This is a genomic window from Lysobacter enzymogenes (assembly GCF_900106525.1).
GTDB classification, from domain to species: Bacteria; Pseudomonadota; Gammaproteobacteria; order Xanthomonadales; family Xanthomonadaceae; genus Lysobacter; species Lysobacter enzymogenes.
This window is the reverse complement of sequence record NZ_FNOG01000004.1, coordinates 24734-47552: the sequence shown is the minus strand read 5'-3', so window position 1 is coordinate 47552 and position 22819 is coordinate 24734. Positions and strand designations below refer to the sequence as shown.

The following is a 22819-nucleotide window of genomic DNA, read 5'->3' as shown; positions in this document are numbered from 1 at the left end:
ACCCCGTCAACTAGACGCGCGGTTAACCAACCCCGGCATGGCGCCATGCCGCTCGTGCCGCGCGTTAGCTAGAGGATACGAATGAGGATCTCGATATCGGGGCGCCTGGCGCGTAATGCATCAAAGAAAGCGCTTAGCTTTTGGTCCTCGCCAGGCACTCGAATGCCGAGTCCAGTTCTGCCGTAAACGAGGATCTTTGCCGGAAGTTCGGCGTCTTCAAGGCCACAAACCAGGCTAGTGAGTCCGTCCCACGTGAACTCACGATCCAATTTGAGTCCAAAGGCAACAGCGACAGTCTGCCGGACGAAAAGGGCATTCTTTGCGTGTCGAAGATCGATTTGTAGTTGAGTCGGGAGCATGTAGAAACCGGATTGCCAAGTCGGCCACCAGACCATCTTCGCTGGATCGATCGAGCGGTGTCGGAGTTGTCGCGATCTACGCCGGTTCGCGCAATGGTGCTCCGACATGAGTTTTGCGAATCCGGTACCCAAGTTGAAAAAGCGGCCGCCGTCGAGGCTTTGTACGGCGGTCGATTCTCGGTGTGGCAGTACCGCCGAGAACTTCAGCGGGTAATGGACTTCTTAGGCGGACGAAGTGCCGTTGCTTAGTACTTTCCCATCAGCTCCGCAAGCTGAGCGAAGAGTTCGTCTGCTCTTTCTTCGGATGGGAAGTGGACCGAGTGGGTATGGCCTCCCTCCAGCAATATCTGCACCCCGACAACGCCTGGCCGGCCACCTACGTTCCGAATCCGACCAATCATGACTACCTTGTCCGTGCGAATTGCTGCCTCATCTATGTGCAATACCATTGCCATCGTAGATTGCTCCCTGCGTGGACGGAGTCTTATCGGAGCAGTTGACCACGTGGTTGACAAGTTGCACTCGCAGCGAGAAGATTTGGCCACAGTCAAGAATTGTCCCTGAAGCCCTGGCGAAAGCCGGGGCTTCGCCGTTCTGGGTCGTGTCGCAGCCGCTCCATTGCGTCGATCAGTGAATCCGCAGCATGATTGGGCTTCTACCAGGGACAGGGAGCGGGGGGATGAAGGTCTTCATTAGCTGGTCAGGTGACCGGAGCCGAGAGGTAGCAGATTTACTGCGAGATTGGTTGTCATGCGTAATCCAAGCTGTGAAACCTTGGGTCTCCACGCGAGACATTGACAGAGGTGCCCTTTGGTTTGGTGAGATTTCTGGGCAACTTCAAGACACTGCGGTCGGCATAATCTGCCTCACTCAAGAGAACAAAGAACGTCCTTGGATACTCTTTGAGGCGGGGGCGCTTGCTAAAGGGCTTTCAACCGCACGGGTGTGCACTCTTCTCATTGATCTTCAGCCTGGCGACGTTCGCGAGCCATTAAGTCAATTCAATCACACGTTTCCAATTAGAGAGAGCATGCTTTCTCTCGTTCGAACTTTGAACGGCGCGTTAGGGGAGAAAGGATTGGAGCAGGGAGTCCTTGAACAGGTCTTTGAGACGTATTTTTCGCAGTTCGATCAGAAATTCAAGGCAATTATTGCGAACACGGTCTCTCAGCCAAACAAGGAGATTGGTCCTGAAGACGACGTTCTGAATGAGATACTGGCTGCAACGAGAGCTCTCTCCCGTCGAGTTGGTCGAATTGAGTCAACAATGAGTAGGCGAGCCGGCAACTTGTTTGGCTCGCCTTCGACGCCGTCTCCAGTACAGCGAAATGACGAGGCACCTGAGGCCGCGGCAGTGAAGAGAGCATTCGAAGAGGTCAGCAAATTGGCTGCTGAAGGCGCGTCGAAGAACAGCGCTATGTCCGCAGCGATGAAATTTGTGGACGAGGTCACGGCAGGTTTTATCGTCTCACATTTCTTTGGTACTACTTAGGCTCTCCCGCAATTAGCACAAGTCGCTTCATCTAGCGTGGGACGCTGGATTCTGTTTGCTGCGACGATTTATTTGTTTGACCAAGGCATCCAGGCCCTGCGAGCAATCGCGGGGCTTTCCATTTCTGGAGCAACCACGACCACCCGAGTCCGCATCGAGCTCGCCCAGCAATGCGGCGAGAAGAAGGTCGAGATCCTCCGCAGCACGTTCGTCGACGCCACCAACCGCACGGTCGACGTCGCTGCCACGCTGGACAACGAGAACTGCACGTTCGAGGACGTGGTTTACGTCGGCGTCGAGTTCTCGGTGCGTGAGATCGAAGGTTGATGGTTTCCCCGCTAGACGCCTTGAGCCCTGTGCCCGACCTGGCGTCGGTGACTGCGGCGAGGTGCCGCTCCGGCGGCGTCGCTAGGGCGCCCTTCAAGTCGGCCACCGGGTTGCGCGGCGCGCGCTGGGTGGCCACCGCGAAGCGCATGATCTCGCCGCACTTCTGCATGATCCGGTGCGCCGACTCCAAGGCGCCGCGCGCCTCGATCCGGCGTGCGAGGGCAAGGAAGTCCGCCGCGGTCAGCTCAGCGGCCGGCCGGGCGCCGATCCAGGGGAACACGTTGACCTCGAGCCAGGCCTCGACCTTGACCCGGTAGGCCGGCACCCAGTCGCGAAGCGGCAGCCACTCCCGGGCAATGACCTGAAAGGAGCCGGCATCCAGAGTGCCGCGGGCGGCGCGTGCCGCTTTCCTGTGCTCGCCGGGATCGATGCCGTTGGCGAGGACGCGCCGCGCCTCGTCGCGCCTCTTACGCGCGTTGGTGAGCGAGACCTCGGGGAAAACGCCAAAGGCCATGAGCCTTTCCTGGCCGGCGTAGCGGTACTTCCAGCGCCAATATCGGAACCCGGCTGGCTTGATCGGCAGGTAGAGGCCGCCGGAGTCGAAGAGCTTGAAGGGCTTCGGGCCAGGCTTGGCCTTGCGAATTGCCAAATCCGTCAGGGGCATTGGGGGTGCTTGCTCGGGCATGGGGTCAGGTACCCCAACATATACCCCCAAAGTCGCACGTCCTATGTAGGACTAAGCCAGACTACGACGGACACAAAAAAGGCCGGAAACCCTTGAAATCAAGGTATTCCCGGCCTGTTTCGGACCCTTGCGGATCAACTGATGGTGGAGGTGGGCGGAATCGAACCGCCGTCCGAAGGCACTCCATCCCCGGCACTACATGCTTAGCGCTCCGTTAGATCTCGTCCCGGGACAGCACGGCGCGCGAAGCGCATCCAAGGACCAGCCTGCTATAGGTTGAACGGGAGCTGGCAGGCGGCCGCTCCCGGCGATTCCGTGATAGTGACCCTACGCTGCGAGCACGGACACAAGCAGTTTCGGGGCTTACGCCTTAAGCGGCGAGAGCGTAGTTGTCGTCGTTGGCAACTAGAGTTTTGCAGCTGGATTTACGAGGAAAGCTACCCCCTCGGCATGCGCCAAGCGATTTTGCGACCCCCGTCGAAGCCAGTGCACCCCCGGGAACTGCGTGTTTCGCTGACGTGTTCAGTATAGGGGTTGCGCGCCGGTTCTCAAGCCCGCGGTGGACGACGGTGGGGCGGCGCTCAGGTGGGGGCGATGCGGGAGGGCTTTCAGGCCTGATGCTTTCGTGCCCGATCGCGGCGCGATCTGGAACAAGAGCGTCGGGCCTGAAGGCCCTCCCACAAGCAGCGCAGCGCTTCAGTTGCCGTCGAGCAGCTCGATCAGCGCACGGCGCTTCTTGCGCGAGAGCTTGCGCATCAGGCCCATCAGCCGCAGTTCGTCGGGATCGCTGTATTTGGCGGCGTTCTCGCGCACCGACAGCGATTTGCCTTCGATGGTGCCGCGGCCGGTGGCCAGCCATTCGAAGCTGACGTGCTGCTGCACGGCGATCTGCAGCATCCGCTCCAGTTCGGGCAGGGCCAGGCCGACCAGCCATTTGCGCGCGGTCTCGCGGCTGACGTCGTAGTAGGCGGACAGGGCGCCGGTGCGGGCGCGGCCCTTGGCGAAGCCGGAAAAATCCAGGGCCTGGTGCAGCCGGTTGGCGAATTCTTGATGGGGCGCGTTGGTCATAGGTCTCGCCGGAGCATCCTGCAGGGCTAGAACGTGGGCGCCAGGGTCCGGGCCGGCAGCGGGCCGGAGCGGAAAAGAGAGCGCAACTCATTGTTGCGTATTCTCGCGTAAAAAGATCACTCTTTTTGCTTGTTGAAAAGAGCAATTTACGATGGTAATTTTTCCTGGCACGGATGCACGGGAGAAAGGGGCCATGGAACGGCTGAATCGCAGCAACGGCAATACCTGGGAACAAGCGCGCCGCAGCGGTGCGGCGCAGCGGGGCACGGCTTCGCGACAAGATCCGCAAAACGGAAGCCGCGTCACGAACGCGCTCGAATCGCAGGTCGAAAGTGCGGTGGAAAACAGCTCTGGGGATGATAACGGTCGCGATCGACGGCGGGCTCCGCCGAGTTCCCGGCCCAATCCGATCGAACGCTATATCGCCTGTTTCCCGACCGTGCGCGCGGCTGCGGAGGCGGCCGGGGTGTCCACCGCGATGCTGCGGCGGATGCGTTCGCGCGGTTATGTCTCGACCCGGCAGCGCGCGCTGCGCATGGCGCGCGCCTGCGACCTGCGGCTGAGCGCGGCGGAGCTGCTGGACCTGGAACTGCTGGATCTGGCGCTGCTGGACGCGGGGGCGCCGCCATGAGCGCGGTCGCGGTGGCTGCCACCGCGTGGGGCGCGGCGCCATGGCCGGCGGGCGCGTGGTGGTGGTTGATGGCGCTGGCGGCGGCGCTGTTCGCGCTCGCCGCGCTCGCCGGCTGGCTGTGGGGCGCGCGCTGCGCCTCGCGCGCGCGCCTGGCTGCGCGTGCGGACCGCAACGGCCGGGCGCTGCTGGAGCTGGCCGACGAAATCGAGATGCATCTGTGGCAGCAGCGCGCCGGCGGCGCGGCGGTGTGGGTGCAGGCGCATTGGCCGCGGCTGTGCCGGCAGGCGGCGCTCGATCATCTGGAGTGCATCAATCGGCTGATGATCGAGGATTCGATGCGCCGCTAGCGCCGTGCCGCGCTGGGCTCGCCGGCGATGCAGCGCGGCGCCACGCGCCGCGCTGCGGCCGGATCGCCACGGCCCGGGCGGCCGCAGTTGGGCGCAACGAAGGTGATGTTGCGTCGCTGCGATGTGCCTGTCCGGGTACGGCTTGTATGCTTGGGCGGATGACGACGACCGATCCGGCCGCCCGTGCCGCTCCGCCGAACGAACCGGACCCCGTGCCGGATTTCGCCGATGTCTCCGGTTTGATGCCGCGGCGCGGCTATGTGCTGGCGTTCATCGTGTTCATCGTCGCCCTGGTGCTGGTGTTCACCGCCTGGCGGGTGGCGCGCGATCGCGAGCAGCGTTCGGCCCAGATCGAATTCATCGGCCGCACCGCCCAGGTGACCGAGCTGCTGCAGCAGCGCATGGTCAATTTCGAGTTGGTCGCGCGCGGCGGCGTGTCCTTGTTCGCCTCGGTGCAGCGGCCGACTGCGGCGCAGTGGAAGGCCTATGTCGAGGGCATGAACCTGCAGCGGCGGTTTCCCTCGACCCTTGGCCTGGGCTTCACCGGCTATGTGCCGCAGCGCCTGCTGGTGCAGTTGCAGAACGAGTGGCGCGACGCCGGCTACGGTTTGCTGACGGTGCGTCCGTTCGGCCAGCGCGAGGTGTACGGCCCGATTCTTTATCTGGAGCCCCGGACCGCGGCCAATGTCGAGGTCATCGGCTACGACATGTTCGCCGAGCCGGTGCGCCACGCGGCGATGGAGGCGGCGCTGGAGTCGGGGCAGGCGCGGCTGTCGGGCAAGATCCAGTTGCTGCAGGACAAGCACGACGGCATCGAGAGCACCGGCCTGCTGCTGGTGCTGCCGGTCTATCTCGGCGGCGGCCGGCCGCAGAGCCCGAGCCTGCGCCGGGCCGAGATGCAGGGCTGGGTGTACGTGCCGTTCCGGCTGCAGAAGTTCGTCGACACTTCGCTGGCCGAAGGCCACAAGAACCTGCGTTTCCGCATCTTCGACGAAAGCGGCGGCAACGAGACCTTGCTGTTCGAAACCGCGGGGCCCAAGCCGGCGCAGCCGGCCGCGTTCCTGCACAAGACCACCTTCGAGGTCTACGGCCGCACCTGGCGGATCGAATACGAATCGCCGCCGATCGAGCAGGCGGTGCCGCGCATGGAAGGCCTGCGCAACATGTTCGCGCTGGGCATCTTCACCGCGCTGCTGTTGTACGGCATCGCCCTGGTGTTGGCGCACACCGAGTCGCGCGCGCGCCAGATCGCGCTGCGCATGACCGAGGATTTCCGTCGCTCCGAGGCGCGCTTCCGCAGCGCGATGCAGTATTCGGCGATCGGCAAGGCGCTGCTGGACAGCGAGGGCCGCATCGTCGATGCCAACCCGGCGCTGGCCAACATCGTCGGCCTGTCGCGCGCGCAGTTGCTGGACCAGCGCTTCGACAGCCTGCTCGAAGACGAGGAAGGCGAGGCGCAACAGCCGCTGGAAGCGCGCACCGACGAGGACGGCGTGCACCGCGCCACCCGCCGGCTGCTGCGCCAGCACGGCGTGGCGCGGCAGGTGCAGCTGACCTATTCGCCGGTGCCGGGCAAGGTCGGCCAGGACATCACCGGCCTGGTCCAGGTCGAGGACGTGACCGAACGCCTGCGCGCGGAAGCGCGCGTGCATGCGCTCAACCGCACCCTGGAGGCGCGCGTGGCGCTGCGCACGCGCGAGCTCAGCCAGGCCAACCAGGAGTTGGAGGCGTTCGCCTACAGCGTCTCGCACGACCTGCGCGCGCCGCTGCGGGCGATCGACGGTTTCAGCCGGATCCTCGGCGAGAAGTACGCCGACCGGCTCGACGAATCCGGCCGCGGCTATCTGGCGCGGGTGCGCAAGGCCGCCGCGCGCATGGGCGATTTGATCGACGCGTTGTTGAAGATGTCGCGCCTGACCCGCAGCGAGCTCAAGCACGAGAACGTCGATCTGAGCCGCTTCGCCGGCGAGCTGATCGAGGAGCTGCGCATGGGCGAGCCGCAGCGCGCGGTCGAGGTGCGGATCGAGCCGGGGCTGAAGGTGGTCGGCGATGCGTCGCTGCTGCGCAACCTGCTCGGCAATCTGCTCGGCAACGCCTGGAAGTTCACCCGCGACAGCGCGCCGGCGCGGATCGAGTTCGGCCTCGCCGAGGCGCCCGGCGGCGGCCGCGAGTTCTTCGTCCGCGACAACGGCACCGGTTTCCCGCAGGCCTACGTCGACAAGCTGTTCCGGCCGTTCCAGCGTTTGCACAACGTCGAGGACTTCGCCGGCCACGGGATCGGGCTGGCGTCGGTGAAGCGCATCGTCGAGCGCCACGGCGGCACGATCCGCGCCGAGGGGCATGAGGGCGAGGGGGCGGTGTTCTATTTCACGCTGCCTGGGGGCGGGTGAGGGCGCGGCTCGGGTGAAGCGGCGCCGGGGTTTGCGGTGTCGCGGTCGCGGCTCGCGCCGCTCCTACAGGTAGCCCATGTAGGAGCGGCGCGAGCCGCGACCGCGACAATCGTCTACCGCGAACCTGTCGCCGAAGGCCCGCGCACGCACAAGCCGCGGCGCACGCGTCTCCCGCGCCGCGGCTGCCGAGCCTGCCGATATCCCCACCGCCGCCGCGTTATGCGGCAACCGCCGTCACGCGTCGCGGTTGTGCCGGCGCATGACCCGCTGCTTCTCGCGTTCCCAGTCGCGCTCCTTGCTGGCTTCGCGCTTGTCGTGGCTCTGCTTGCCCTTGGCCAGCGACAGCCCGGCCTTGACCTTGTTGCCCTTCCAGTACAGCGAAGTGGGAATCACGGTGTAGCCGTCGCGCTGGACCCGGCCGATCAGGGTGTCGATCTCGCGCCGGTGCAGCAGCAGCTTGCGGCTGCGGCGTTCGTCGGCGACGACGTGGGTGGAGGCGGAAATCAACGGGACGATCTGGGCGCCGATCAAGTAGATCTCGCCGTGCAGCACCACCGCGTAGGCGTCGGTGATGTTGGCGCGTCCGGCGCGGATCGACTTGAGCTCCCAGCCCTGCAGGGACAGGCCGGCCTCGAAGTTCTCTTCCAGGTGGTATTCGTGGCGGGCGCGCTTGTTCTGCGCGATGGTGCCGCCAGCGCCGCCCTTTCCTTTATCCTTGGCGGTCTTGTTGTTTGTCTTGGCCATGCGGCGATTGTCTCCGATCCGGAGGCGGTTTGAGTAGCCGGCCGGCGGGGCGGCAACGGCGGAGCGGGCGCGCGCCGGCCCGAAACGCCGCAAAATCGGCGCGAAACGCGCAGGGTCGTTGCCGATGCGGGCGGCCCGGCCCCGTCCCGGTACGACCCGGTTGAATCCCGCGCTGCGATCCCAATTAGCGAACACGATGCCTACCATCCGCCGCTCCGCCCTGGTCGAACACTCCGCCGCGCGCATGTTCGCGCTGGTCAACGACGTCGCCGCCTATCCGCGCCGCTTCGATTGGTGCGAGGCCGCGCAGGTGCTGGAGGCCGACGACGCGCACATGGTCGCGCGGCTGGACCTGGGCCTGGGCGCGCTGCGCACCTGGTTCACCACCCACAACACGCTGTCGCCGCCGCGCCACATCGAGCTCAAGCTGGTCGACGGGCCGTTCCGCAAGCTCGGCGGGCGCTGGGAGTTCCATGCGCTGGACGAGTCGGCGTGCAAGGTCACGCTGACCCTGGAGTTCGAGCCGGCGCTGAAGCTGCTGGGGCCGGCGATGGCGCTGGGGTTCCAGAGCCTGGCCGACCGCATGGTCGACGACTTCGTCCGCGTCGCCGATCGTGGCGCGGAGCCGGCGGCTCCGGTGCCGAGCCCGGCCGCGGCCGGCCCGGCGTCGGGCGAGACGCCTGCGTGAAGATCGACGTGGTCCGCGCCTGGCCGCGCCGGTTCGAAGCGATGGCCTTGGACCTCGACGAGGGCGCGACGCTGGCCCAGGCCGTGGCCGCGGCCGGCTTCGCCGACGATGCCGAGACGACCGGCTACGCCGTGTTCGGCGTGCGCGCGGGCGTCGAGACCGTGCTGCGCGACGGCGACCGGGTCGAGGTGCTGCGGGCGCTGCAGATCGACCCGAAGGAAGCGCGGCGGCGACGGGCCGAGGAGCGGCCGCTCAAGAAGAAGTGATTGCCTGGCTCAGGCGCGGCTCTTGTAGGAGGGCCTTCAGGCCCGAGGCTTTTGTGCCAGGTCGCGATGCCCGGATCCAACAGCGTCGGGCCTGAAGGCCCTCCCACAAGAGCGGCTTGTCCTGACCTGGAGGTCCTGCCACAGAGTCGCATGTGTTGGCTGGCGCGGGTCTGCGCGGCGGGCGACGGGTGGGGCGCTGCGATCTGAGCGCAAGGCATCGGGCCTGAAGGCCCTCCCACAAGAGCGGAAGGCGTCGGGAGCGAAAGCCCTCCCACAAACGAAACAGCCGCCTTTCGGCGGCTGTTTTCGCGGGACGAGAGCGGCGCCTCAGCGGCGCTTCTTCTTGTCCTTTTCCTTGGCCAGGTTGCGGCCGAACTGCTTGACCGAGGCGGCGGCGATTTCCTTGTCCTGCTCGGGGAAGTAGTCGCCTTCCCACTTGGTCAGGGCGTCGTTCTCGAACCACAGGGTCAGGTTCTTGCGCGAGGTGTGGCCGAGGCGGTCGACGCGCTGGGTCGAGGTGTAGTCCCAGCGGTTCTGGTGGAACGGGTCTTCGATCGACGGCGTGCCGATCAGCACCTGCACCTGCTGCTTGCTCATGCCGGCCTGGAGCTGGTCGACCGCGGTCTTCTCCAGCAGATTGCCCTGGTAGATGGGCTGCTTGTAGATGATGCCGCAGCCGGAGGTGACCAGGGCGAGCGAGAGAACGAGCAGGACTTTACGCATCGGATAGGAGTGTCGGCGGCAGTCGAAGGCAACGGGCCCGATGATACACTGAAGGGCGACTCCACCAAGGGCGGATCGCGGCGCGGGGCGGCCCCTCGCGTTCATCCGCCATTCCGGCCCGCCCGCCCTGTACGCCCTTCGCGGCGACGGCCAGCCGGTCTCCACCCGGGCCGGCTCCACCGGCCCACGTTATCGAAGGGACAACGCCCTCATGGAATCTCAGGACCTGCGCAACGCCGGACTCAAGGTCACCCATCCGCGCATGCGGATCCTCGAGTTGCTGGAAAGCGCCAAGCCGCGCCACATGACCGCGGAAGACATCTACCGGATGCTGCTGGAAAAGGGCGAGGACATCGGCCTGGCCACGGTCTACCGGGTGCTGACCCAGTTCGAGTCGGCCGGTCTGGTGCTCAAGCACAACTTCGAGGCCGGCCAGTCGGTCTACGAGCTCGATCGCGGCCACCACCACGACCACATGGTCGACATCGACACCGGCAAGATCATCGAGTTCGAAAGCACCGAGATCGAAGAGCTGCAGCGCAAGATCGCCGCCGAGCACGGTTACCTGATCGAAGAGCATTCGCTGGTGCTGTACGTGCGCAAGAAGCGCTGATCCGCGGGCGCGGCGCTTCGGCGTCGCGGCGCTGCAACGAAAAAGCCCGCGTATGCGGGCTTTTTTGTGCGCGGCCGACCGGCGCCGATCAGGAGAAGATCGAGCCGCGCTCGTAGCCCAGGGCGCGCAATTGCCAGTCGACATAGAACGCTATCGCCAGGCCCGCGGCCATGCTCAGCGCGAGCAATACGGCGTTCAACGTGCTGACCTTGCCGGTGCCGGGGCGGTCGAGCAGGTTGATGCCCTCCGGGCCGCGGATCAGGATGTTGAAGCCGGCGAACGCGAACGCCGGCGCGATCACGGTGAACTTGCCGTTGTAGAACATCGCGTCCATGTGCCGCGCGGCCGATTCCAGCGCCTCGTAGGCCAGCCACAGGCCGAGCGCGCCGGCGCCGATGGCGAGCAGGCCGGCGGTGTAGGACAGGCCGTCGCGCGGCGCGGGCTTATAAGGCTTGGGCGGTGTCGCGCTCATCGATGTTCCCCCTGTAAGACTCGTCCGCCGTCGGGCGCCGTCGTTCAGACCACGTCGGCCAACAGCCGCCGCGCCGCCGCCCGCACTTCCTTGGTCAGCTCGACGCCGCCGAGCATGCGCGCCAGCTCTTCCTCGCGCTGCTTGGCTTCCAGCACCTGCACCGCGCTTTGGGTGACGCCTTCGCTGGCGGCCTTGGCGACCCGATAGTGGGCGTGGCCCTGGGCCGCGACCTGGGCCAGGTGGGTCACGCACAGCACCTGGCGGCTGCCGCCGAGCGCGCGCAGCTTCTGGCCGACGATCTCGGCCACGGCGCCGCCGATGCCGGTGTCGACTTCGTCGAACACCATCGTCGGCACCGCGTCCAGGCCGAACGCGGCCACTTCGATCGCCAGCGAGATGCGCGAGAGTTCGCCGCCGGAGGCGACCTTGCGCAGCGGCCGCGGCGGTTGGCCGGGGTTGGCGGCGACCATGAACTCGACGCGTTCGGCGCCGTTCGGGTCGGGCCGGTCCTGGTCTTGCGGTTCGATCTCGACCGCGAAGCGGCCGCCGCCCATGCCGAGTTCGCCGATCAGTTCGGTGGTGCGCGCCGACAGCGAGGCGGCGGCCTCGCGGCGGACGCGGCCGAGCGCGTCGGCGGCCTGGCGCCACTGCTTGCGCGCCAGGTCGATCTCGCCGTCGAGCTTGTCCAGGCGCTCGCCGGCGCCGCGCAGTTGTTCCAGCTCGGCGCCGACGCCGTCGCGGGTGGCGGCCAGTTGCTCGGGCGCGACCCGGTGCTTGCGCGCCAGCTCGTGCAGGCGGCCGAGCTTGGCTTCGATGCGTTCGAATTCGGACGGGTCCAGGTCGAGGTCGTCGCGCACGCGGTCGAGCAGGCTCAGCGCTTCGTCGATCTGGATCGCGGCGTTGTCGAGCATGGCGTCGACCTCGGTCAGGCGCGGCTCGTGCTCGGCCACGCGCTGCAGGTCGCCGCGCACCTGTTGCAGGGTGCGGGTCAGCGACGGGCCTTCGTCGCCGCCGATGCGCGCGAACGCGCTCTCGCAGGCGGCGATCAGGCCGGCGGCGTGGGCGTGGCGGCGGTGGTCGGCGTTGAGCTTGGCGATGGCGTCGGGTTCCAGCGCCTCGCGTTCGAGTTCGGCGTGCTGGTGTTCGAGCCAGCCGATGCGGTCGGAGACGTCGCCCTGGGCGACCAGGCCGTCGCGCTCGCGCAGCAGCGCGCTCCACGCGCGCGCAGCGGCGGCGACCGGCTCGCGCACGGCCTCGTGGCGGCCGTAGGCGTCGAGCAGGTCGAGCTGGCTGGCGCGGGTGAGCAGGGCCTGGTGTTCGTGCTGGCCGTGGATCTCGACCAGGCGGGAGGTCAGGTCCGCCAGTTGGCTCAAGGTCACCGGGCGGCCGTTGACCCAGGCGCGCGAGCCGCCGTCGGCGCGGATCACCCGGCGGATCTGGCAGACCGGGGCGTCGCCGTCGCCGGTTTCGTCGAGTTCGTTCTCGGCCAGCCAGGCCGCGGCGAGCGGGGCGTCGTCGAGGGTGAAATCGGCGACCAGCTCGGCGCGGTCGGCGCCGTGGCGGACCACGCCGCTGTCGGCGCGCAGGCCGCCGAGCAGGCCGAGCGCGTCGACCAGCAAGGACTTGCCGGCGCCGGTTTCGCCGGAGATGACGGTGAGACCCGGACCGAAGCTGAGTTCGGCGGCGGTGACGACGGCGAATTGCTTGAGCGAAAGATGGGCGAGCATGCGGCGGCGATTGTGCCTGGGCGGGGCGGCGCCTGGGAATGGGCGCGCGGCGTGAGCGAGCGTAAGGGGAGGGTGGATCAGGAGGTGAGACGCTGGGGCGGGTGGTGGTTCTGGGTTGGGGCGGTGGGGGGGGGTGGAGCGATGAGGCGATGAAGCGGAGGAGCGGAGGAGCCGTGGAGCTGTGGAGCCGTGGAGCCGTGGAGCGTAGGGGCATCAGTATGATCGCGGCGGATGACGTGCGGTCGCAGCGACCCGGCGCGACGGCCGGGGTGCTTCGGACCCGCGTCGACTTTTCCTTCTCCCGCTGGCGGGAGAAGGTGCCCCGCAGGGGGGGATGAGGGCGCGCGGGGGCTCGGCCCTCACCCCAACCCCTCTCCCGCGAGCGGGAGAGGGGCTTTGAGCGAAAGGCGGCTTCGAGCGGGTGGGGCTGCTCTGGGGCAAGGGGCGATTGAGTTCCTTCCCGACCGTCATCCCCGCGAAGGCGGGGATCCAGGGCTTTATCGCGACATGACTCTGAAGTCTCTGGATCCCCGCCTTCGCGGGGATGACGGTAGGTAGGGGCGCGGCGGCTCCTGGCCGCACTCAGGCCTCCAACGCCTAACGCCCAAGCCCAACCCCCAAGCCCAACCCCCAAGCCCAACCCCCTAAGCCCCACTTCCCACTTCCCACCTCCAAACCCACCCCGCCGCTTGCACCCAGCCCTCCGCGCGCATATATCGCCCCCATGAACCGCCGCCCCAACGACCCCGCCCTCGACCCGCGCGCGCGCCAGCTGTTGCGCGCGCTGATCGGCCGCTACATCCACAGCGGCGAGCCGGTCGGTTCGCAGACCCTGGCCCGGCATGCCGGGCTCGATGTCAGCGCGGCGACGATCCGCAACATCCTGTCCGACCTGGAAGAGGCCGGACTGCTCAGCGCGCCGCACACCTCGGCCGGGCGCATCCCCACCGCCCAGGGCTACCGCCTGTTCGTCGATTCGCTGCTGCAGGTGCGGCCGCTGCCCGACGGCGAGGTGGCGCGGCTGCGCAGCGAGCTGCCCTCGGGCTCCGGCACCCAGGCCTTGCTCGGCAGCGCCTCGGAGCTGCTGTCGGCGATGACCCACTTCGTCGGCGTGGTCAGCGTGCCCAAGCGCGAGCAGTTCGCGTTCCGCCGGATCGAGTTCGTGCCGCTGGACGCTCAGCGGGTGCTGGCGATCCTGGTGTTCGCCGATCAAGAGGTGCAGAACCGGATCATCCAGACCCGCCGTCCGTTCGAGGCCGGCGAGCTGGAGCGGGTCGGCAACTACCTCAACGCCCACTTCGCCGGCCGCCCGGTGGCCGAGATCCGCGCGACCTTGCTGCGGGAGCTGCGCAACGCCCAGTCGGAGATGCAGGCGCTGCTGGCACAGTCGGTGGAACTGGCCGAGCAGGCGCTGGCGCCGGACGGCGACGACATGGTCCTGGCCGGGCAGACCCGGCTGATGGGCGTGCAGGAGCTGGCCGACCTGGACCGCCTGCGCGAGCTGTTCGAGGCCTTCGCCCGCAAGCGCGAGATCCTGCAATTGCTCGAGCGCACGGTGAGCGCGCCGGGCCTGCGCATCTTCATCGGCGAGGAAACCGGGCTGGCGCCGCTGGAAGGCGTGTCGTTGGTGACTGCGCCGTACACCTCGGGCGGGCGCGTGCTCGGCGTGCTCGGGGTGATCGGGCCGACCCGGATGGCTTACGACCGGGTGATCCCGGTGGTGCAGGCGGCCGCCGATGCGCTCGGCGATGCGTTCCAGGCGGGCGAGGGCGAGTAGTCCGGGCGTTTGGGTGTAGGAGGGCCTTCAGGCCCGATGCCTTCCGGCCCGGTCGCGGCGATCTGACCGGAAGGCATCGGGCCTGAAGGCCCTCCCACAGCGGCTCCGGCCGGCCGCGATCCCCGCTCGGATTGTCCCAAAACCACGCCCGAACCCCGACGCTGCGCGCCGATCCCGCACGATCGGCGCAGATCGCGGCCGTTGTGCGGCGCCCGCCTCTTGAATGCCGTTCCCACGGCCCCATAGCTGGCCCTGTCGCGGACGACCGCAAGGAACCAGCATGAGCCAAAACGATCCCAACCCCGATCTGAACCTCGAACCCCAGGACCCGGCCGGCGCCGGCTTGTCCGAGGTCGAGGCGCTGCGCGCCGAGCTGACTAAGCTGCGCGAGGACTCGCTGCGCGAGCGCGCCGAGCTCGACAACCAGCGCAAGCGCGTGGCCCGCGATATCGACATGGCGCGCAAGTTCGCCAACGAACGCCTGCTCGGCGACCTGCTGCCGGTGATCGACAGCCTGGAAGCCGGCCTGGCCGCGGCCGGCGGCGATGCCAGCGCGCTGCGCCAGGGCATGGAGCTGACCCTGAGGCAGTTGCTCAAGGTCGCCGGCGACAACGGCCTGGTCGCGGTCGATCCGACCGGCCAGCCGTTCAATCCCGAGCACCACCAGGCCATGAGCATGGTGCCGGCCGCGGGCGTGGCGCCGAACCATGTGGTCCAGGTCTACCAGAAGGGCTGGCTGCTCAACGAGCGCCTGCTGCGCCCGGCCCTAGTCGTGGTCGCCCAGGACTGAGCCGGCCGGTCCGGCGCGCGCCGCGGCGGGGGCCGCGCGAACGGCGTGCGCAACCGGGCCTGAGCGAGCGTTTCGAACCGATCAGGGGCAGGGCACGGGCGCTTGAACTGCCCGGCACCGGGCCCCAAATAGCGAACATCGGCGGCCCGCAGCGTTCCGCGCCGCCCCCACATTCCAGCATTGAGAGAGGGAGCACCACCTATGGGCAAGATCATCGGCATCGACCTGGGCACGACCAATTCCTGCGTCGCGATCATGGAAGGCGGCAAGGCCAAGGTCATCGAGAACTCGGAAGGCGACCGCACCACGCCGTCCATCGTCGCTTTCACCAAGGACAGCGAAGTCCTGGTCGGCGCCTCGGCCAAGCGCCAGGCGGTGACCAACCCGAAGAACACCTTCTACGCGGTCAAGCGCCTGATCGGCCGCAAGATGACCGACGCCGAAGTGCAGAAGGACCTGGGCCTGGTGCCCTACGCGATCGTCCCGCACGACAACGGCGACGCCTGGGTGGCCACCGCCGACGACAAGAAGATGGCGCCGCAGCAGATCTCGGCCGAAGTGCTGGGCAAGATGAAGAAGACCGCCGAAGCCTACCTGGGCGAGCCGGTCACCGAAGCGGTCATCACCGTGCCGGCCTACTTCAACGACAGCCAGCGCCAGGCGACCAAGGACGCCGGCAAGATCGCCGGCCTGGAAGTCAAGCGCATCATCAACGAGCCGACCGCGGCCGCGCTGGCCTACGGCATGGACAAGAAGGGCGGCGACCGCAAGGTGGCCGTGTACGACCTCGGCGGCGGCACCTTCGACGTGTCGATCATCGAGATCGCCTCGGTCGACGGCGAAATGCAGGTCGAAGTGCTGTCGACCAACGGCGACACCTTCCTCGGCGGCGAAGACTTCGACAAGCGCGTCATCGACTACTTGGTCGACGAGTTCAACAAGGACCAGGGCATCGACCTGCGCAAGGATCCGCTGGCCCTGCAGCGCCTGAAGGACGCGGCCGAGCGCGCCAAGATCGAGCTGTCCTCCTCGCAGCAGACCGAAGTCAACCTGCCCTACGTCACCGCCGACGCCTCCGGCCCGAAGCACCTCAACATCAAGCTGACCCGGGCCAAGCTGGAGTCGCTGGTCGAGGACCTGATCAAGAAGACGATCGAGCCCTGCCGCATCGCGCTGAATGATGCCGGCCTGCGCGCCAGCGACGTGGCCGAGGTGATCCTGGTCGGCGGCCAGACCCGCATGCCCAAGGTCAGCCAGGCGGTGGCCGAGTTCTTCGGCAAGGAACCGCGCAAGGACGTCAACCCGGACGAAGCCGTCGCCGTCGGCGCGGCGATCCAGGGCGGCGTGCTGGCCGGCGAGGTCAAGGACGTGCTGCTGCTCGACGTGACCCCGCTGAGCCTGGGCATCGAAACCCTGGGCGGCGTGTTCACCAAGATCATCGAGAAGAACACCACCGTTCCGACCAAGGCCTCGCAGACCTTCTCCACCGCCGAGGACAACCAGTCGGCCGTGACCGTGCACGTGCTGCAGGGCGAGCGCGAGCAGGCCCGCTTCAACAAGTCGCTGGCCCGCTTCGACCTGTCCGGCATCGAGCCGGCGCCGCGCGGCATGCCGCAGGTCGAGGTGTCCTTCGACATCGACGCCAACGGCATCCTGCACGTCAGCGCCAAGGACAAGAAGACCAACAAGGAACAGAAGGTCGAGATCAAGGCCGGTTCGGGCCTGTCCGAGGAAGAGATCGCCAAGATGGTCGCCGACGCGGAAGCCAACCGCGAGGAAGACCAGAAGTTCCACGAGCTGGTGCAGGCGCGCAACCACGCCGACGCGCTGATCCACAGCACCCGCAGCGCGATCAAGGAGCACGGCGAGAAGATCCCGGGCGAGGCCATCGGCCGCGCCGAGGCGGCGATCGCCGAGCTGGAGACCGCGATGAAGGGCGACGACAAGGGCCAGATCGAGGCCAAGTCGCGCGCGCTGGAAGAGGCCGCGCAGTCGGTGCTCGCCGCCGCCAGCGCCGGTCAGCCGGGCGACGAGGCCCCGGCCGGCGACGCCGGCGCCTCGGCCAAGTCCGACGACGTGGTCGATGCGGAATTCACCGAAGTGAAGGACGACAAGAAGTAAGAGCGGGAAGAGGGGATGGGGAATCGGGAAGGTAGGCGCAGCTCGATCGCGGCCTGTCGCACACCCGGTTCCCCGTTCTCGTATTCGCAGCTTTCGATTCAACGATTTCCACTCTTGGTTCCCGATTCCCGCCGATGAGCAAACGCGACTACTACGAAGTGCTGGGCGTGCAACGCAACGCCAGCGACGACGACCTGAAGAAGGCCTATCGCCGCTGCGCGATGAAGTTCCACCCGGACCGCAATCCCGGCGACGCGGCCGCCGAGGCCTCGTTCAAGGAGTGCAAGGAGGCCTACGAGGTCTTGGCCGATGCGTCCAAGCGCCGGGTCTACGACCAGCACGGGCACGCCGCGTTCGAGCACGGCATGGGCGGCGGCGCCGGCGGTCCCGGCCCCGGCTTCGCCGACATGGGCGATATCTTCGGCGACATTTTCGGCAACATCTTCGGCGGCGGCGGAGCCGGCGGCGCGCGCGGTCCGCGGCGCGGCGCCGACATCGGCTACGTGATGGAGCTGTCGCTGGAAGAGGCGGTCGGCGGGGTCGAAAAGCAGATCGAAATCCCGACCCTGGACGAGTGCGAGACCTGCAAGGGCTCGGGCTCGGCCGACGGCAAGATCGAAACCTGCACCACCTGCAACGGCCGCGGCCAGGTGCGGTTCCAGCGCGGCATCTTCTCGATGCAGCAGGCCTGCCCGCATTGCAACGGGCGCGGCCAGACCATCGCCAACCCCTGCGGCGACTGCCACGGCCAGGGCCGGGTCGAGCGGACCAAGACCTTGCAGGTCAAGATCCCCGCCGGCGTCGACAACGGCGACCGCATCCGCCTGACCGGTGAAGGCGAAGCCGGCCCGACCGGTTCGCCGCCGGGCGACCTGTACGTGGAAGTGCGCGTGCGCGAGCACGAGATCTTCCAGCGCGACGGCGACGACCTGCACTGCGAAGTGCCGATCCGCATCTCCCAGGCCGCGCTCGGCGACATAGTGCGCGTGCCCACGCTCGGCGGCGAAGTCGAGCTGCGCATTCCGGCCGAGACCCAGAGCGGCAAGCTGTTCCGCCTGCGCGACAAGGGCGTCAAGTCGGTGCGCAGCCGCAAGCCCGGCGACCTGTATTGCCGAGTGGCGGTGGAAACCCCGGTCAACCTCACCCCCGAGCAGCGCGAACTGCTGGAAAAGTTCGAAGCCACCTTCGTCGGCGAGGGCGCGCGCAAGCATTCGCCGCGCTCTTCGACCTTCATCGACGGGGTCAAGGGGTTTTGGGATCGCATGACCTCGTGAACCCGGCGCAGCGGTAACGCTGCGCTTCGCGGAACGAAGGCCTCGACCTGACGGTCGGGGCCTTTTCGTATGCGCCGGGCGCCGGGCGCCGGGCGCCGGCCGCTGCCGGCGGCGAGCGCAGATCACGAGTATCGTGATCCCTGCCTGGGCCGGCGTCGGCGGCAAGAACGCAGAATCGGCGGGGATCGCCGCAGAGCGGCGACGATTTTCCGCTTCGACGACCCACACAAGGACTAGCGATGAGAAACGGAACGCTCGCGATTCACGCAAACGCAGCGTGGCTGTCGCTGCTGTGCCTGTGCTTCACCGCTGCTGACGCGCAAGACAAGGTGCGCGCGGGCGATGCCGGCGCCGGTGCGCAGGAGCGCGAGCCTGTCGTGCAGGTCGAGCTCGTCGAACCGCCGGAGCCGGGCAGCGTGCCGGGCCCGGGTGCGCCGCGGCCTCCGATCGAGGTGCAGCGCCCGACTGGGTTTCGTGCGATCGCGCCGCCCGAGTTTCCCGGAGGCGAAGCCTCGCTCAGGGCGTATCTCAGGGAAAATCTGCAATACCCCAGCCAGGCGCGGAAAGCGCAAACGCAAGGCGTGGTGGTCGTGAGGTTCGACGTCGATGTCGATGGGACGCTCAAGAACATCAATCTGCTGCGCGACATCGGCGGCGGCTGCGGCGCGGAAGCGGAGCGGTTGGTGCGGAACATGCCGCCCTGGCGGCCGGCGCAGGACTCGGGCATGGCGGTAAAACAGGAGTACACGCTCAGGATCGACTTCGAATTGGCGCAGTGGCTGCAAGACAGGAAGGCGCGCAAGTGACGGCGCGGCGCGGCGGGCGGCGGAACGTGCGCCGTCGAGGCCGCGCCGGATATCGACCGCCGGGCCCGCGCGACAGGGACGGCGGCATCGGCGTCGAGCGGCGAGGGGTTTGACGCGCGCTCGGGTTCCGGGCATCGCCGCTCCAGCGCATCGGTTCGGATGGGAATTACAAACAAAAAGGGAGCTTCGGCTCCTTTTTTGTTTGCGCCCGCGCACAGTCGCCGCAGCGATGTGATAGAAAATCGCGACCGGCGCCGAGGCGGCGCCGACCCAGGTCGATCCAAGGATTCGGAGGAAAGAAAGGATGCGCATCGTCATGCCGCGGCGTTGGGCCGCACTGTCTCTGGCGCTGGCCGCGGCGCTCGCCGCCCAGGCCGGGTTCGCCCAGCCACCGTCCGCGCAGAAACCTGCCGCCCAGAGCGCGCCTGCCCAGAGCGCGGCGCCGCAAGGCGCGGCCGACGAGTCCGCCGACGAGCAGCCCGCACGCCTGGATCGCCTGCATTACACCTACACCGTGCAGCCCGACGGCACCTACACCGAGCAGCGCGAGTCGGCGCTGAAGGTGCTGCGCGAGGAAGCGGTCGAACAGGCCAAGTACGCGTCGATCGGCTACAGCGCCAGCCTGCAGACCCTGGACGTGGCCGAGGCCTACACGCTCAAGCCCGACGGCCGCCGCATCGCGGTGCCCAAGTCCAACTACCAGGTGCAGACCAACCAGGGCCGCGGCAACGGCGGCCCGGCGTTCTCCGACATCGCCACCACCCGCCTGGTGTTCCCCGACCTGGCCGTCGGCGACACCGTGGTGCTGAACTACCGCCTGGTCGGCAAGCAGCCGATGTTCGAAGGCCAGTTCTCCGACACCAGCAGCTTCAGCGACTATGCCTACATGGGCGACCTGAAGCTCAAGTACGACCTGCCGGCGTCGATGAAGATCCGCAAGGAAGCCTACGGCGGCCTCAAGACCGTGCGCGACGAGGTCGTTGGCGATCGCCGCATCGTCGAGTGGAGCTTCAGCAACCGCCAGCCGCGCAAGGCCGAGCTGCGCACCACGCCGCCGTTCGACCTGACCCGCAGCAACGGCGCCTCGGTCTCCACCTTCGCCAGCTACGGCGACATCGCCCGCGTCTACGGCGAGCGCGCGCTGCCCAAGGCGGTGCCGACCGAGCGCGTGCGCAAACTCGCCGACGAAATCGCCGCCGGCAAGACCGCCCCGCGCGAGGTCGCCCAGGCCTTGTACGAATGGGTGTCGCTGAACATCAACTACGCCGGCAACTGCATCGGCCTGGGCGCGGTGGTGCCGCGCGACCAGGACTTCGTGCTCGACAACCGCATCGGCGACTGCAAGGACCACGCGACCCTGCTGCAGGCGCTGCTCGCGGCCAAGGGCATCGAGGCGACCCAGGCGCTGATCAACTCCGGCACCAGCTACACGCTGGCGCCGGTGCCGGTGGCCTCGGCGGTCAACCACGTGCTCAACTACCTGCCGGGCCTGGACCTGTACCTGGACGCCACCGCCAAGGGCATCGCCTTCGGCGAGCTGCCGTGGAGCGTGGCCGGCAAGCCGGTGCTGCGCGTCGACCGTCCGGACCTGCAGGCGCGCACGCCGGCGCCGGCCAGGCTGGCCAATCGCCAGAGCATGAAGACCCAGCTGACGGTGTCCGAGGACGGCAGCATCAAGGGCTCGATGACGGTCGAACTCGCGGGCCAGCCGGCGATGGAGTTCCGCGCCGGGCTGCGCGACCTCAGCGACAAGGACGCCGGCGAACTGGTCAAGAAGGTCTACGAGAACGGCGGCATCCAGGCCATCGGCAGCTTCCGCCAGGACGATCCCAAGCCGCTGCGCAGCCGCCACAATTTCCAGGTCGATATCGAGGCCAAGCAGGCGGTGCCGATGCCCGGCGCGTTCGCCCTGGGCGCGTTCTTCACCACGCCCTTGCCGGTCGCCGCGCTGGTCGGCAGCGGCGCGGCCTCGCAGATCAAGGACGAAGGTGAGGGCTTGTGCATCGGTGGCCGCTCGGAAGAGACCTACCGGATCGAGTTTCCCAAGACCGTCAAAGTGCTGGCCAAGCCGCAGGATCTGAAACTGGAATCCAACGGCTCGCGCTACGAGGCCAGCTATCGCCTGGAAGGCAATGTACTGCACGCGCACCGGGTCATCGAAGACGTTTCCGTCGGGCCGGTGTGCAGCGGCGAATACAACCGCGGCTATTCGGAATTCGCGAGCAAGGTGTTGCCGAATCTGAAGGCGCAGGTGATTTACCAGTAAGCGCGCCCGCGCCGGCGGGGTTGCTTGCTGAAGGCGCGAGCCGTCCGACCGGCGGCTCGCGCGTCGTTCAGGCGCTGGATTCAGCGCGTTCGCACGTTGTCGCGCCACAGCGCTTGTGCGGCGCGAAGCGCGGCCTTAGCCTGCGCGCATGAACGACACCGCCAAGACCCCGATCCGACTCCTCGTCCACGGCGCCAGCGGGCGCATGGGCCAGGCCCTGCTGCGGCTGGCGCGCGAGCGCGACGACGTGCGCGTGGTCGCCGCCTATTCGCGCTCGCAACCGGCGCAGCGGGTGAAAGACGAAGTGCCGCAGTTCGCCGCCGCCGAACTGGGCGGCGCGCCGGATTTCGACGTCGCCGTCGACTTCAGCCTGCCGGACGGCTTCGACCCGGTGCTGGCGCTGTGCGCGGCGCGCGGCAAGGCGCTGGTGTCGGGCACCACCGGGCTGTCCTCGGCGCAGAACGCGGCGATCAACGACGCCGCGGCCGGCATCGCCGTGGTCTGGGCGGCCAACTACAGCCTGGGCGTTGCGGTGCTGACCGAACTGGTGCGCCGCGCCGCCGCGGCGCTGCCGGGCTGGGACTGCGACGTGGTCGAGGCCCACCACACCCGCAAGCTCGACGCGCCCTCGGGCACCGCGCTGCACCTGGGCGCGGCGGTGGCGATCGGCCGCGGCAGCGAGCCGCACTACGCCAGCCTGCGCGCCGGCGACATCGTCGGCGAGCACACCGTGCAGTTCGCCGCGCCCGGCGAGCGGCTGGAGCTGATCCACCGCGCCAGCAACCGCGACATCTTCGCCCGCGGCGCGCTGGAGGCGGCGGCGCGGGTGGCGCAGCAGGCGCCGGGGCGCTACGGGCTGGCGGAGCTGATGTTCCCGAATCTGTGAGCGGTTCGGCCGGGTAGGGCGGTCGCGCCAGGCGGGGAGATGTCGCGTCGCGGCTCGCGCGAAACCGGCCTGGGCCCCTGTAGGAGCGGCGCAAGCCGCGACCGCGAACCCGCCCGCCGCCGCGTCCGCCCGATTCAGGCGCCACCCCACGCGCTGCATTCAGCCAATCCGGTCCCGCCGCGCCCGATTCCGTTCAGCCAACCGCGCCGCCGACCCCGCCGGATCGTCATCTCCCGGCCACATTAATACTGGCGTCCGGGCCCCATCGCAGATAGAATTCCGGCTCGCCTGAATCCCAACGCCGGACCGGTCCAGCACCGCGTCCGCGCTTTGCTGCAACTGCGTTTTGCCGTAGCCGCAACGGGAT

The 22819-nt window shown here is 67.9% G+C and carries 20 protein-coding genes, 1 other RNA gene and 5 pseudogenes; 17 read left to right on the top strand and 9 right to left on the bottom strand.

Annotated features, from left to right (window positions below; translation table 11 throughout):
• Window positions 1-1038 precede the first annotated feature (1038 nt).
• Both BLU84_RS11135 and BLU84_RS27755 read left to right on the top strand, forming a co-directional pair.
• Window positions 1039-1851, top strand: coding sequence for a toll/interleukin-1 receptor domain-containing protein (locus tag BLU84_RS11135; protein ID WP_074866770.1), 813 nt, complete (start codon window positions 1039-1041; stop codon window positions 1849-1851).
• Window positions 1852-1887: 36 nt separating this feature from the next.
• Complete coding sequence (locus BLU84_RS27755) at window positions 1888-2178, top strand: hypothetical protein (protein WP_233431139.1); 291 nt, start codon at window positions 1888-1890, stop codon at window positions 2176-2178.
• Between the two features lie 145 nt (window positions 2179-2323).
• Here BLU84_RS27755 and BLU84_RS28555 read toward each other — a convergent pair.
• Both BLU84_RS28555 and ssrA read right to left on the bottom strand, forming a co-directional pair.
• Window positions 2324-2842, bottom strand: a pseudogene (locus BLU84_RS28555) (tyrosine-type recombinase/integrase); the annotation flags it as partial.
• A gap of 163 nt (window positions 2843-3005) precedes the next feature.
• Window positions 3006-3359, bottom strand: a transfer-messenger RNA (tmRNA) gene (gene ssrA / locus BLU84_RS11125).
• A 63-nt stretch (window positions 3360-3422) separates the two neighbouring features.
• On the opposite strand from ssrA, the pseudogene BLU84_RS28550 reads away from it, so the two are divergent.
• A pseudogene (locus tag BLU84_RS28550) lies at window positions 3423-3557 on the top strand (DUF6053 domain-containing protein); the annotation flags it as partial.
• 2 nt (window positions 3558-3559) lie between these two features.
• Here BLU84_RS28550 and BLU84_RS11120 read toward each other — a convergent pair.
• Window positions 3560-3931, bottom strand: a complete 372-nt coding sequence (locus tag BLU84_RS11120; protein WP_031373591.1) for a helix-turn-helix domain-containing protein — start codon at window positions 3929-3931, stop codon at window positions 3560-3562.
• A 193-nt stretch (window positions 3932-4124) separates the two neighbouring features.
• On the opposite strand from BLU84_RS11120, the gene BLU84_RS11115 reads away from it, so the two are divergent.
• The 3 genes from BLU84_RS11115 to BLU84_RS11105 all read left to right on the top strand — a co-directional run bounded on the left by BLU84_RS11115 (window position 4125) and on the right by BLU84_RS11105 (window position 7299).
• Window positions 4125-4562, top strand: a complete 438-nt coding sequence (locus BLU84_RS11115; RefSeq protein WP_074866764.1) for a hypothetical protein — start codon at window positions 4125-4127, stop codon at window positions 4560-4562.
• Entirely contained in the window at window positions 4559-4909 is a 351-nt protein-coding gene (locus BLU84_RS27160; RefSeq protein ID WP_074866761.1) for a hypothetical protein, read from the top strand. The genes BLU84_RS11115 and BLU84_RS27160 overlap by 4 nt, the downstream gene beginning before the upstream one ends.
• 212 nt (window positions 4910-5121) lie before the next feature.
• Window positions 5122-7299 (top strand): CHASE domain-containing protein, encoded by a 2178-nt coding sequence (locus BLU84_RS11105; RefSeq protein WP_170849148.1) that lies wholly within the window; start codon window positions 5122-5124, stop codon window positions 7297-7299.
• 234 nt (window positions 7300-7533) lie between these two features.
• Here BLU84_RS11105 and smpB read toward each other — a convergent pair whose 3' ends face one another.
• Window positions 7534-8043, bottom strand: a complete 510-nt coding sequence (smpB, locus tag BLU84_RS11100) for an SsrA-binding protein SmpB (protein ID WP_074866755.1) — start codon at window positions 8041-8043, stop codon at window positions 7534-7536.
• A 196-nt stretch (window positions 8044-8239) separates the two neighbouring features.
• Here smpB and BLU84_RS11095 point away from each other — a divergent pair.
• Both BLU84_RS11095 and BLU84_RS11090 read left to right on the top strand, forming a co-directional pair.
• Window positions 8240-8662, top strand: a pseudogene (locus BLU84_RS11095) (type II toxin-antitoxin system RatA family toxin); the annotation flags it as partial.
• Between the two features lie 65 nt (window positions 8663-8727).
• Window positions 8728-8970: pseudogene (locus BLU84_RS11090) on the top strand (RnfH family protein); the annotation flags it as partial.
• On the opposite strand, the gene BLU84_RS28545 reads toward BLU84_RS11090, so the two are convergent.
• Complete coding sequence (locus tag BLU84_RS28545) at window positions 8856-9104, bottom strand: DUF6053 domain-containing protein (RefSeq protein WP_425479375.1); 249 nt, start codon at window positions 9102-9104, stop codon at window positions 8856-8858. The pseudogene BLU84_RS11090 and the gene BLU84_RS28545 sit on opposite strands and share 115 nt — an antisense overlap.
• Between BLU84_RS28545 and BLU84_RS28540 the strand changes: the two are divergent.
• Window positions 9034-9204, top strand: a pseudogene (locus tag BLU84_RS28540) (DUF6053 domain-containing protein); the annotation flags it as partial. The gene BLU84_RS28545 and the pseudogene BLU84_RS28540 overlap by 71 nt on opposite strands.
• Window positions 9205-9324: 120 nt before the next feature.
• Here BLU84_RS28540 and BLU84_RS11085 read toward each other — a convergent pair.
• On the bottom strand, window positions 9325-9720 hold the full coding sequence (locus BLU84_RS11085; protein ID WP_074866747.1) for an outer membrane protein assembly factor BamE: 396 nt from the start codon (window positions 9718-9720) through the stop codon (window positions 9325-9327).
• A gap of 211 nt (window positions 9721-9931) precedes the next feature.
• On the opposite strand from BLU84_RS11085, the gene fur reads away from it, so the two are divergent.
• Window positions 9932-10333, top strand: a complete 402-nt coding sequence (gene fur, locus BLU84_RS11080) for a ferric iron uptake transcriptional regulator (protein WP_074866743.1) — start codon at window positions 9932-9934, stop codon at window positions 10331-10333.
• Window positions 10334-10421: 88 nt separating this feature from the next.
• Here fur and BLU84_RS11075 read toward each other — a convergent pair whose 3' ends face one another.
• Together BLU84_RS11075 and recN are read right to left on the bottom strand one after the other, a co-directional pair.
• Window positions 10422-10805, bottom strand: coding sequence for a hypothetical protein (locus tag BLU84_RS11075; protein WP_074866738.1), 384 nt, complete (start codon window positions 10803-10805; stop codon window positions 10422-10424).
• A 44-nt stretch (window positions 10806-10849) separates the two neighbouring features.
• The gene (gene recN, locus BLU84_RS11070) at window positions 10850-12532 is read right to left on the bottom strand and encodes a DNA repair protein RecN (RefSeq protein ID WP_074866736.1); all 1683 of its coding nucleotides are present in this window, start codon (window positions 12530-12532) and stop codon (window positions 10850-10852) included.
• Between the two features lie 724 nt (window positions 12533-13256).
• Between recN and hrcA the strand changes: the two genes are divergently transcribed.
• Window positions 13257-14309, top strand: a complete 1053-nt coding sequence (hrcA, locus tag BLU84_RS11065) for a heat-inducible transcriptional repressor HrcA (RefSeq protein ID WP_074866734.1) — start codon at window positions 13257-13259, stop codon at window positions 14307-14309.
• Here hrcA and BLU84_RS28535 read toward each other — a convergent pair.
• The gene (locus BLU84_RS28535) at window positions 14231-14407 is read right to left on the bottom strand and encodes a DUF6053 domain-containing protein (RefSeq protein WP_425479374.1); all 177 of its coding nucleotides are present in this window, start codon (window positions 14405-14407) and stop codon (window positions 14231-14233) included. The two genes, hrcA and BLU84_RS28535, sit on opposite strands and share 79 nt — an antisense overlap.
• Window positions 14408-14589: 182 nt before the next feature.
• On the opposite strand from BLU84_RS28535, the gene grpE reads away from it, so the two are divergent.
• The 6 genes from grpE to dapB all read left to right on the top strand — a co-directional run bounded on the left by grpE (window position 14590) and on the right by dapB (window position 22452).
• Window positions 14590-15099 carry a nucleotide exchange factor GrpE gene (gene grpE, locus BLU84_RS11060; protein WP_074866732.1) on the top strand — a complete coding sequence of 170 codons (510 nt, stop codon included), beginning with the start codon at window positions 14590-14592 and terminating at the stop codon, window positions 15097-15099.
• A 201-nt stretch (window positions 15100-15300) separates the two neighbouring features.
• Window positions 15301-17220: a molecular chaperone DnaK gene (gene dnaK, locus BLU84_RS11055; protein ID WP_074866729.1), complete on the top strand. Its 1920-nt coding sequence runs from the start codon at window positions 15301-15303 to the stop codon at window positions 17218-17220.
• Window positions 17221-17354: 134 nt separating this feature from the next.
• Window positions 17355-18494 carry a molecular chaperone DnaJ gene (gene dnaJ, locus BLU84_RS11050; protein ID WP_074866727.1) on the top strand — a complete coding sequence of 380 codons (1140 nt, stop codon included), beginning with the start codon at window positions 17355-17357 and terminating at the stop codon, window positions 18492-18494.
• Between the two features lie 239 nt (window positions 18495-18733).
• A complete protein-coding gene (locus tag BLU84_RS11045) occupies window positions 18734-19300 on the top strand; it encodes a TonB family protein (RefSeq protein WP_074866724.1) in 567 nt (188 codons plus the stop codon).
• Between the two features lie 304 nt (window positions 19301-19604).
• Window positions 19605-21566 (top strand): DUF3857 domain-containing transglutaminase family protein, encoded by a 1962-nt coding sequence (locus BLU84_RS11040; protein WP_074866722.1) that lies wholly within the window; start codon window positions 19605-19607, stop codon window positions 21564-21566.
• A 148-nt stretch (window positions 21567-21714) separates the two neighbouring features.
• Window positions 21715-22452 carry a 4-hydroxy-tetrahydrodipicolinate reductase gene (gene dapB / locus BLU84_RS11035; RefSeq protein WP_074866718.1) on the top strand — a complete coding sequence of 246 codons (738 nt, stop codon included), beginning with the start codon at window positions 21715-21717 and terminating at the stop codon, window positions 22450-22452.
• Window positions 22453-22819: the final 367 nt, after the last annotated feature.

Coding starts and splice junctions, on each gene's coding strand:
- dapB (WP_074866718.1), top strand. CDS start 21,715: ATGAACGACACCGCCAAGACCCCGATCCGACTCCTCGTCCACGGCGCC.
- BLU84_RS11075 (WP_074866738.1), bottom strand. CDS start 10,805: ATGAGCGCGACACCGCCCAAGCCTTATAAGCCCGCGCCGCGCGACGGC.
- BLU84_RS11135 (WP_074866770.1), top strand. CDS start 1,039: ATGAAGGTCTTCATTAGCTGGTCAGGTGACCGGAGCCGAGAGGTAGCA.
- smpB (WP_074866755.1), bottom strand. CDS start 8,043: ATGGCCAAGACAAACAACAAGACCGCCAAGGATAAAGGAAAGGGCGGC.
- BLU84_RS27160 (WP_074866761.1), top strand. CDS start 4,559: ATGAGCGCGGTCGCGGTGGCTGCCACCGCGTGGGGCGCGGCGCCATGG.
- dnaJ (WP_074866727.1), top strand. CDS start 17,355: ATGAGCAAACGCGACTACTACGAAGTGCTGGGCGTGCAACGCAACGCC.
- BLU84_RS11120 (WP_031373591.1), bottom strand. CDS start 3,931: ATGACCAACGCGCCCCATCAAGAATTCGCCAACCGGCTGCACCAGGCC.
- dnaK (WP_074866729.1), top strand. CDS start 15,301: ATGGGCAAGATCATCGGCATCGACCTGGGCACGACCAATTCCTGCGTC.
- fur (WP_074866743.1), top strand. CDS start 9,932: ATGGAATCTCAGGACCTGCGCAACGCCGGACTCAAGGTCACCCATCCG.
- BLU84_RS11045 (WP_074866724.1), top strand. CDS start 18,734: ATGAGAAACGGAACGCTCGCGATTCACGCAAACGCAGCGTGGCTGTCG.
- grpE (WP_074866732.1), top strand. CDS start 14,590: ATGAGCCAAAACGATCCCAACCCCGATCTGAACCTCGAACCCCAGGAC.
- hrcA (WP_074866734.1), top strand. CDS start 13,257: ATGAACCGCCGCCCCAACGACCCCGCCCTCGACCCGCGCGCGCGCCAG.
- BLU84_RS11040 (WP_074866722.1), top strand. CDS start 19,605: ATGCGCATCGTCATGCCGCGGCGTTGGGCCGCACTGTCTCTGGCGCTG.
- recN (WP_074866736.1), bottom strand. CDS start 12,532: ATGCTCGCCCATCTTTCGCTCAAGCAATTCGCCGTCGTCACCGCCGCC.
- BLU84_RS11085 (WP_074866747.1), bottom strand. CDS start 9,720: ATGCGTAAAGTCCTGCTCGTTCTCTCGCTCGCCCTGGTCACCTCCGGC.
- BLU84_RS11115 (WP_074866764.1), top strand. CDS start 4,125: ATGGAACGGCTGAATCGCAGCAACGGCAATACCTGGGAACAAGCGCGC.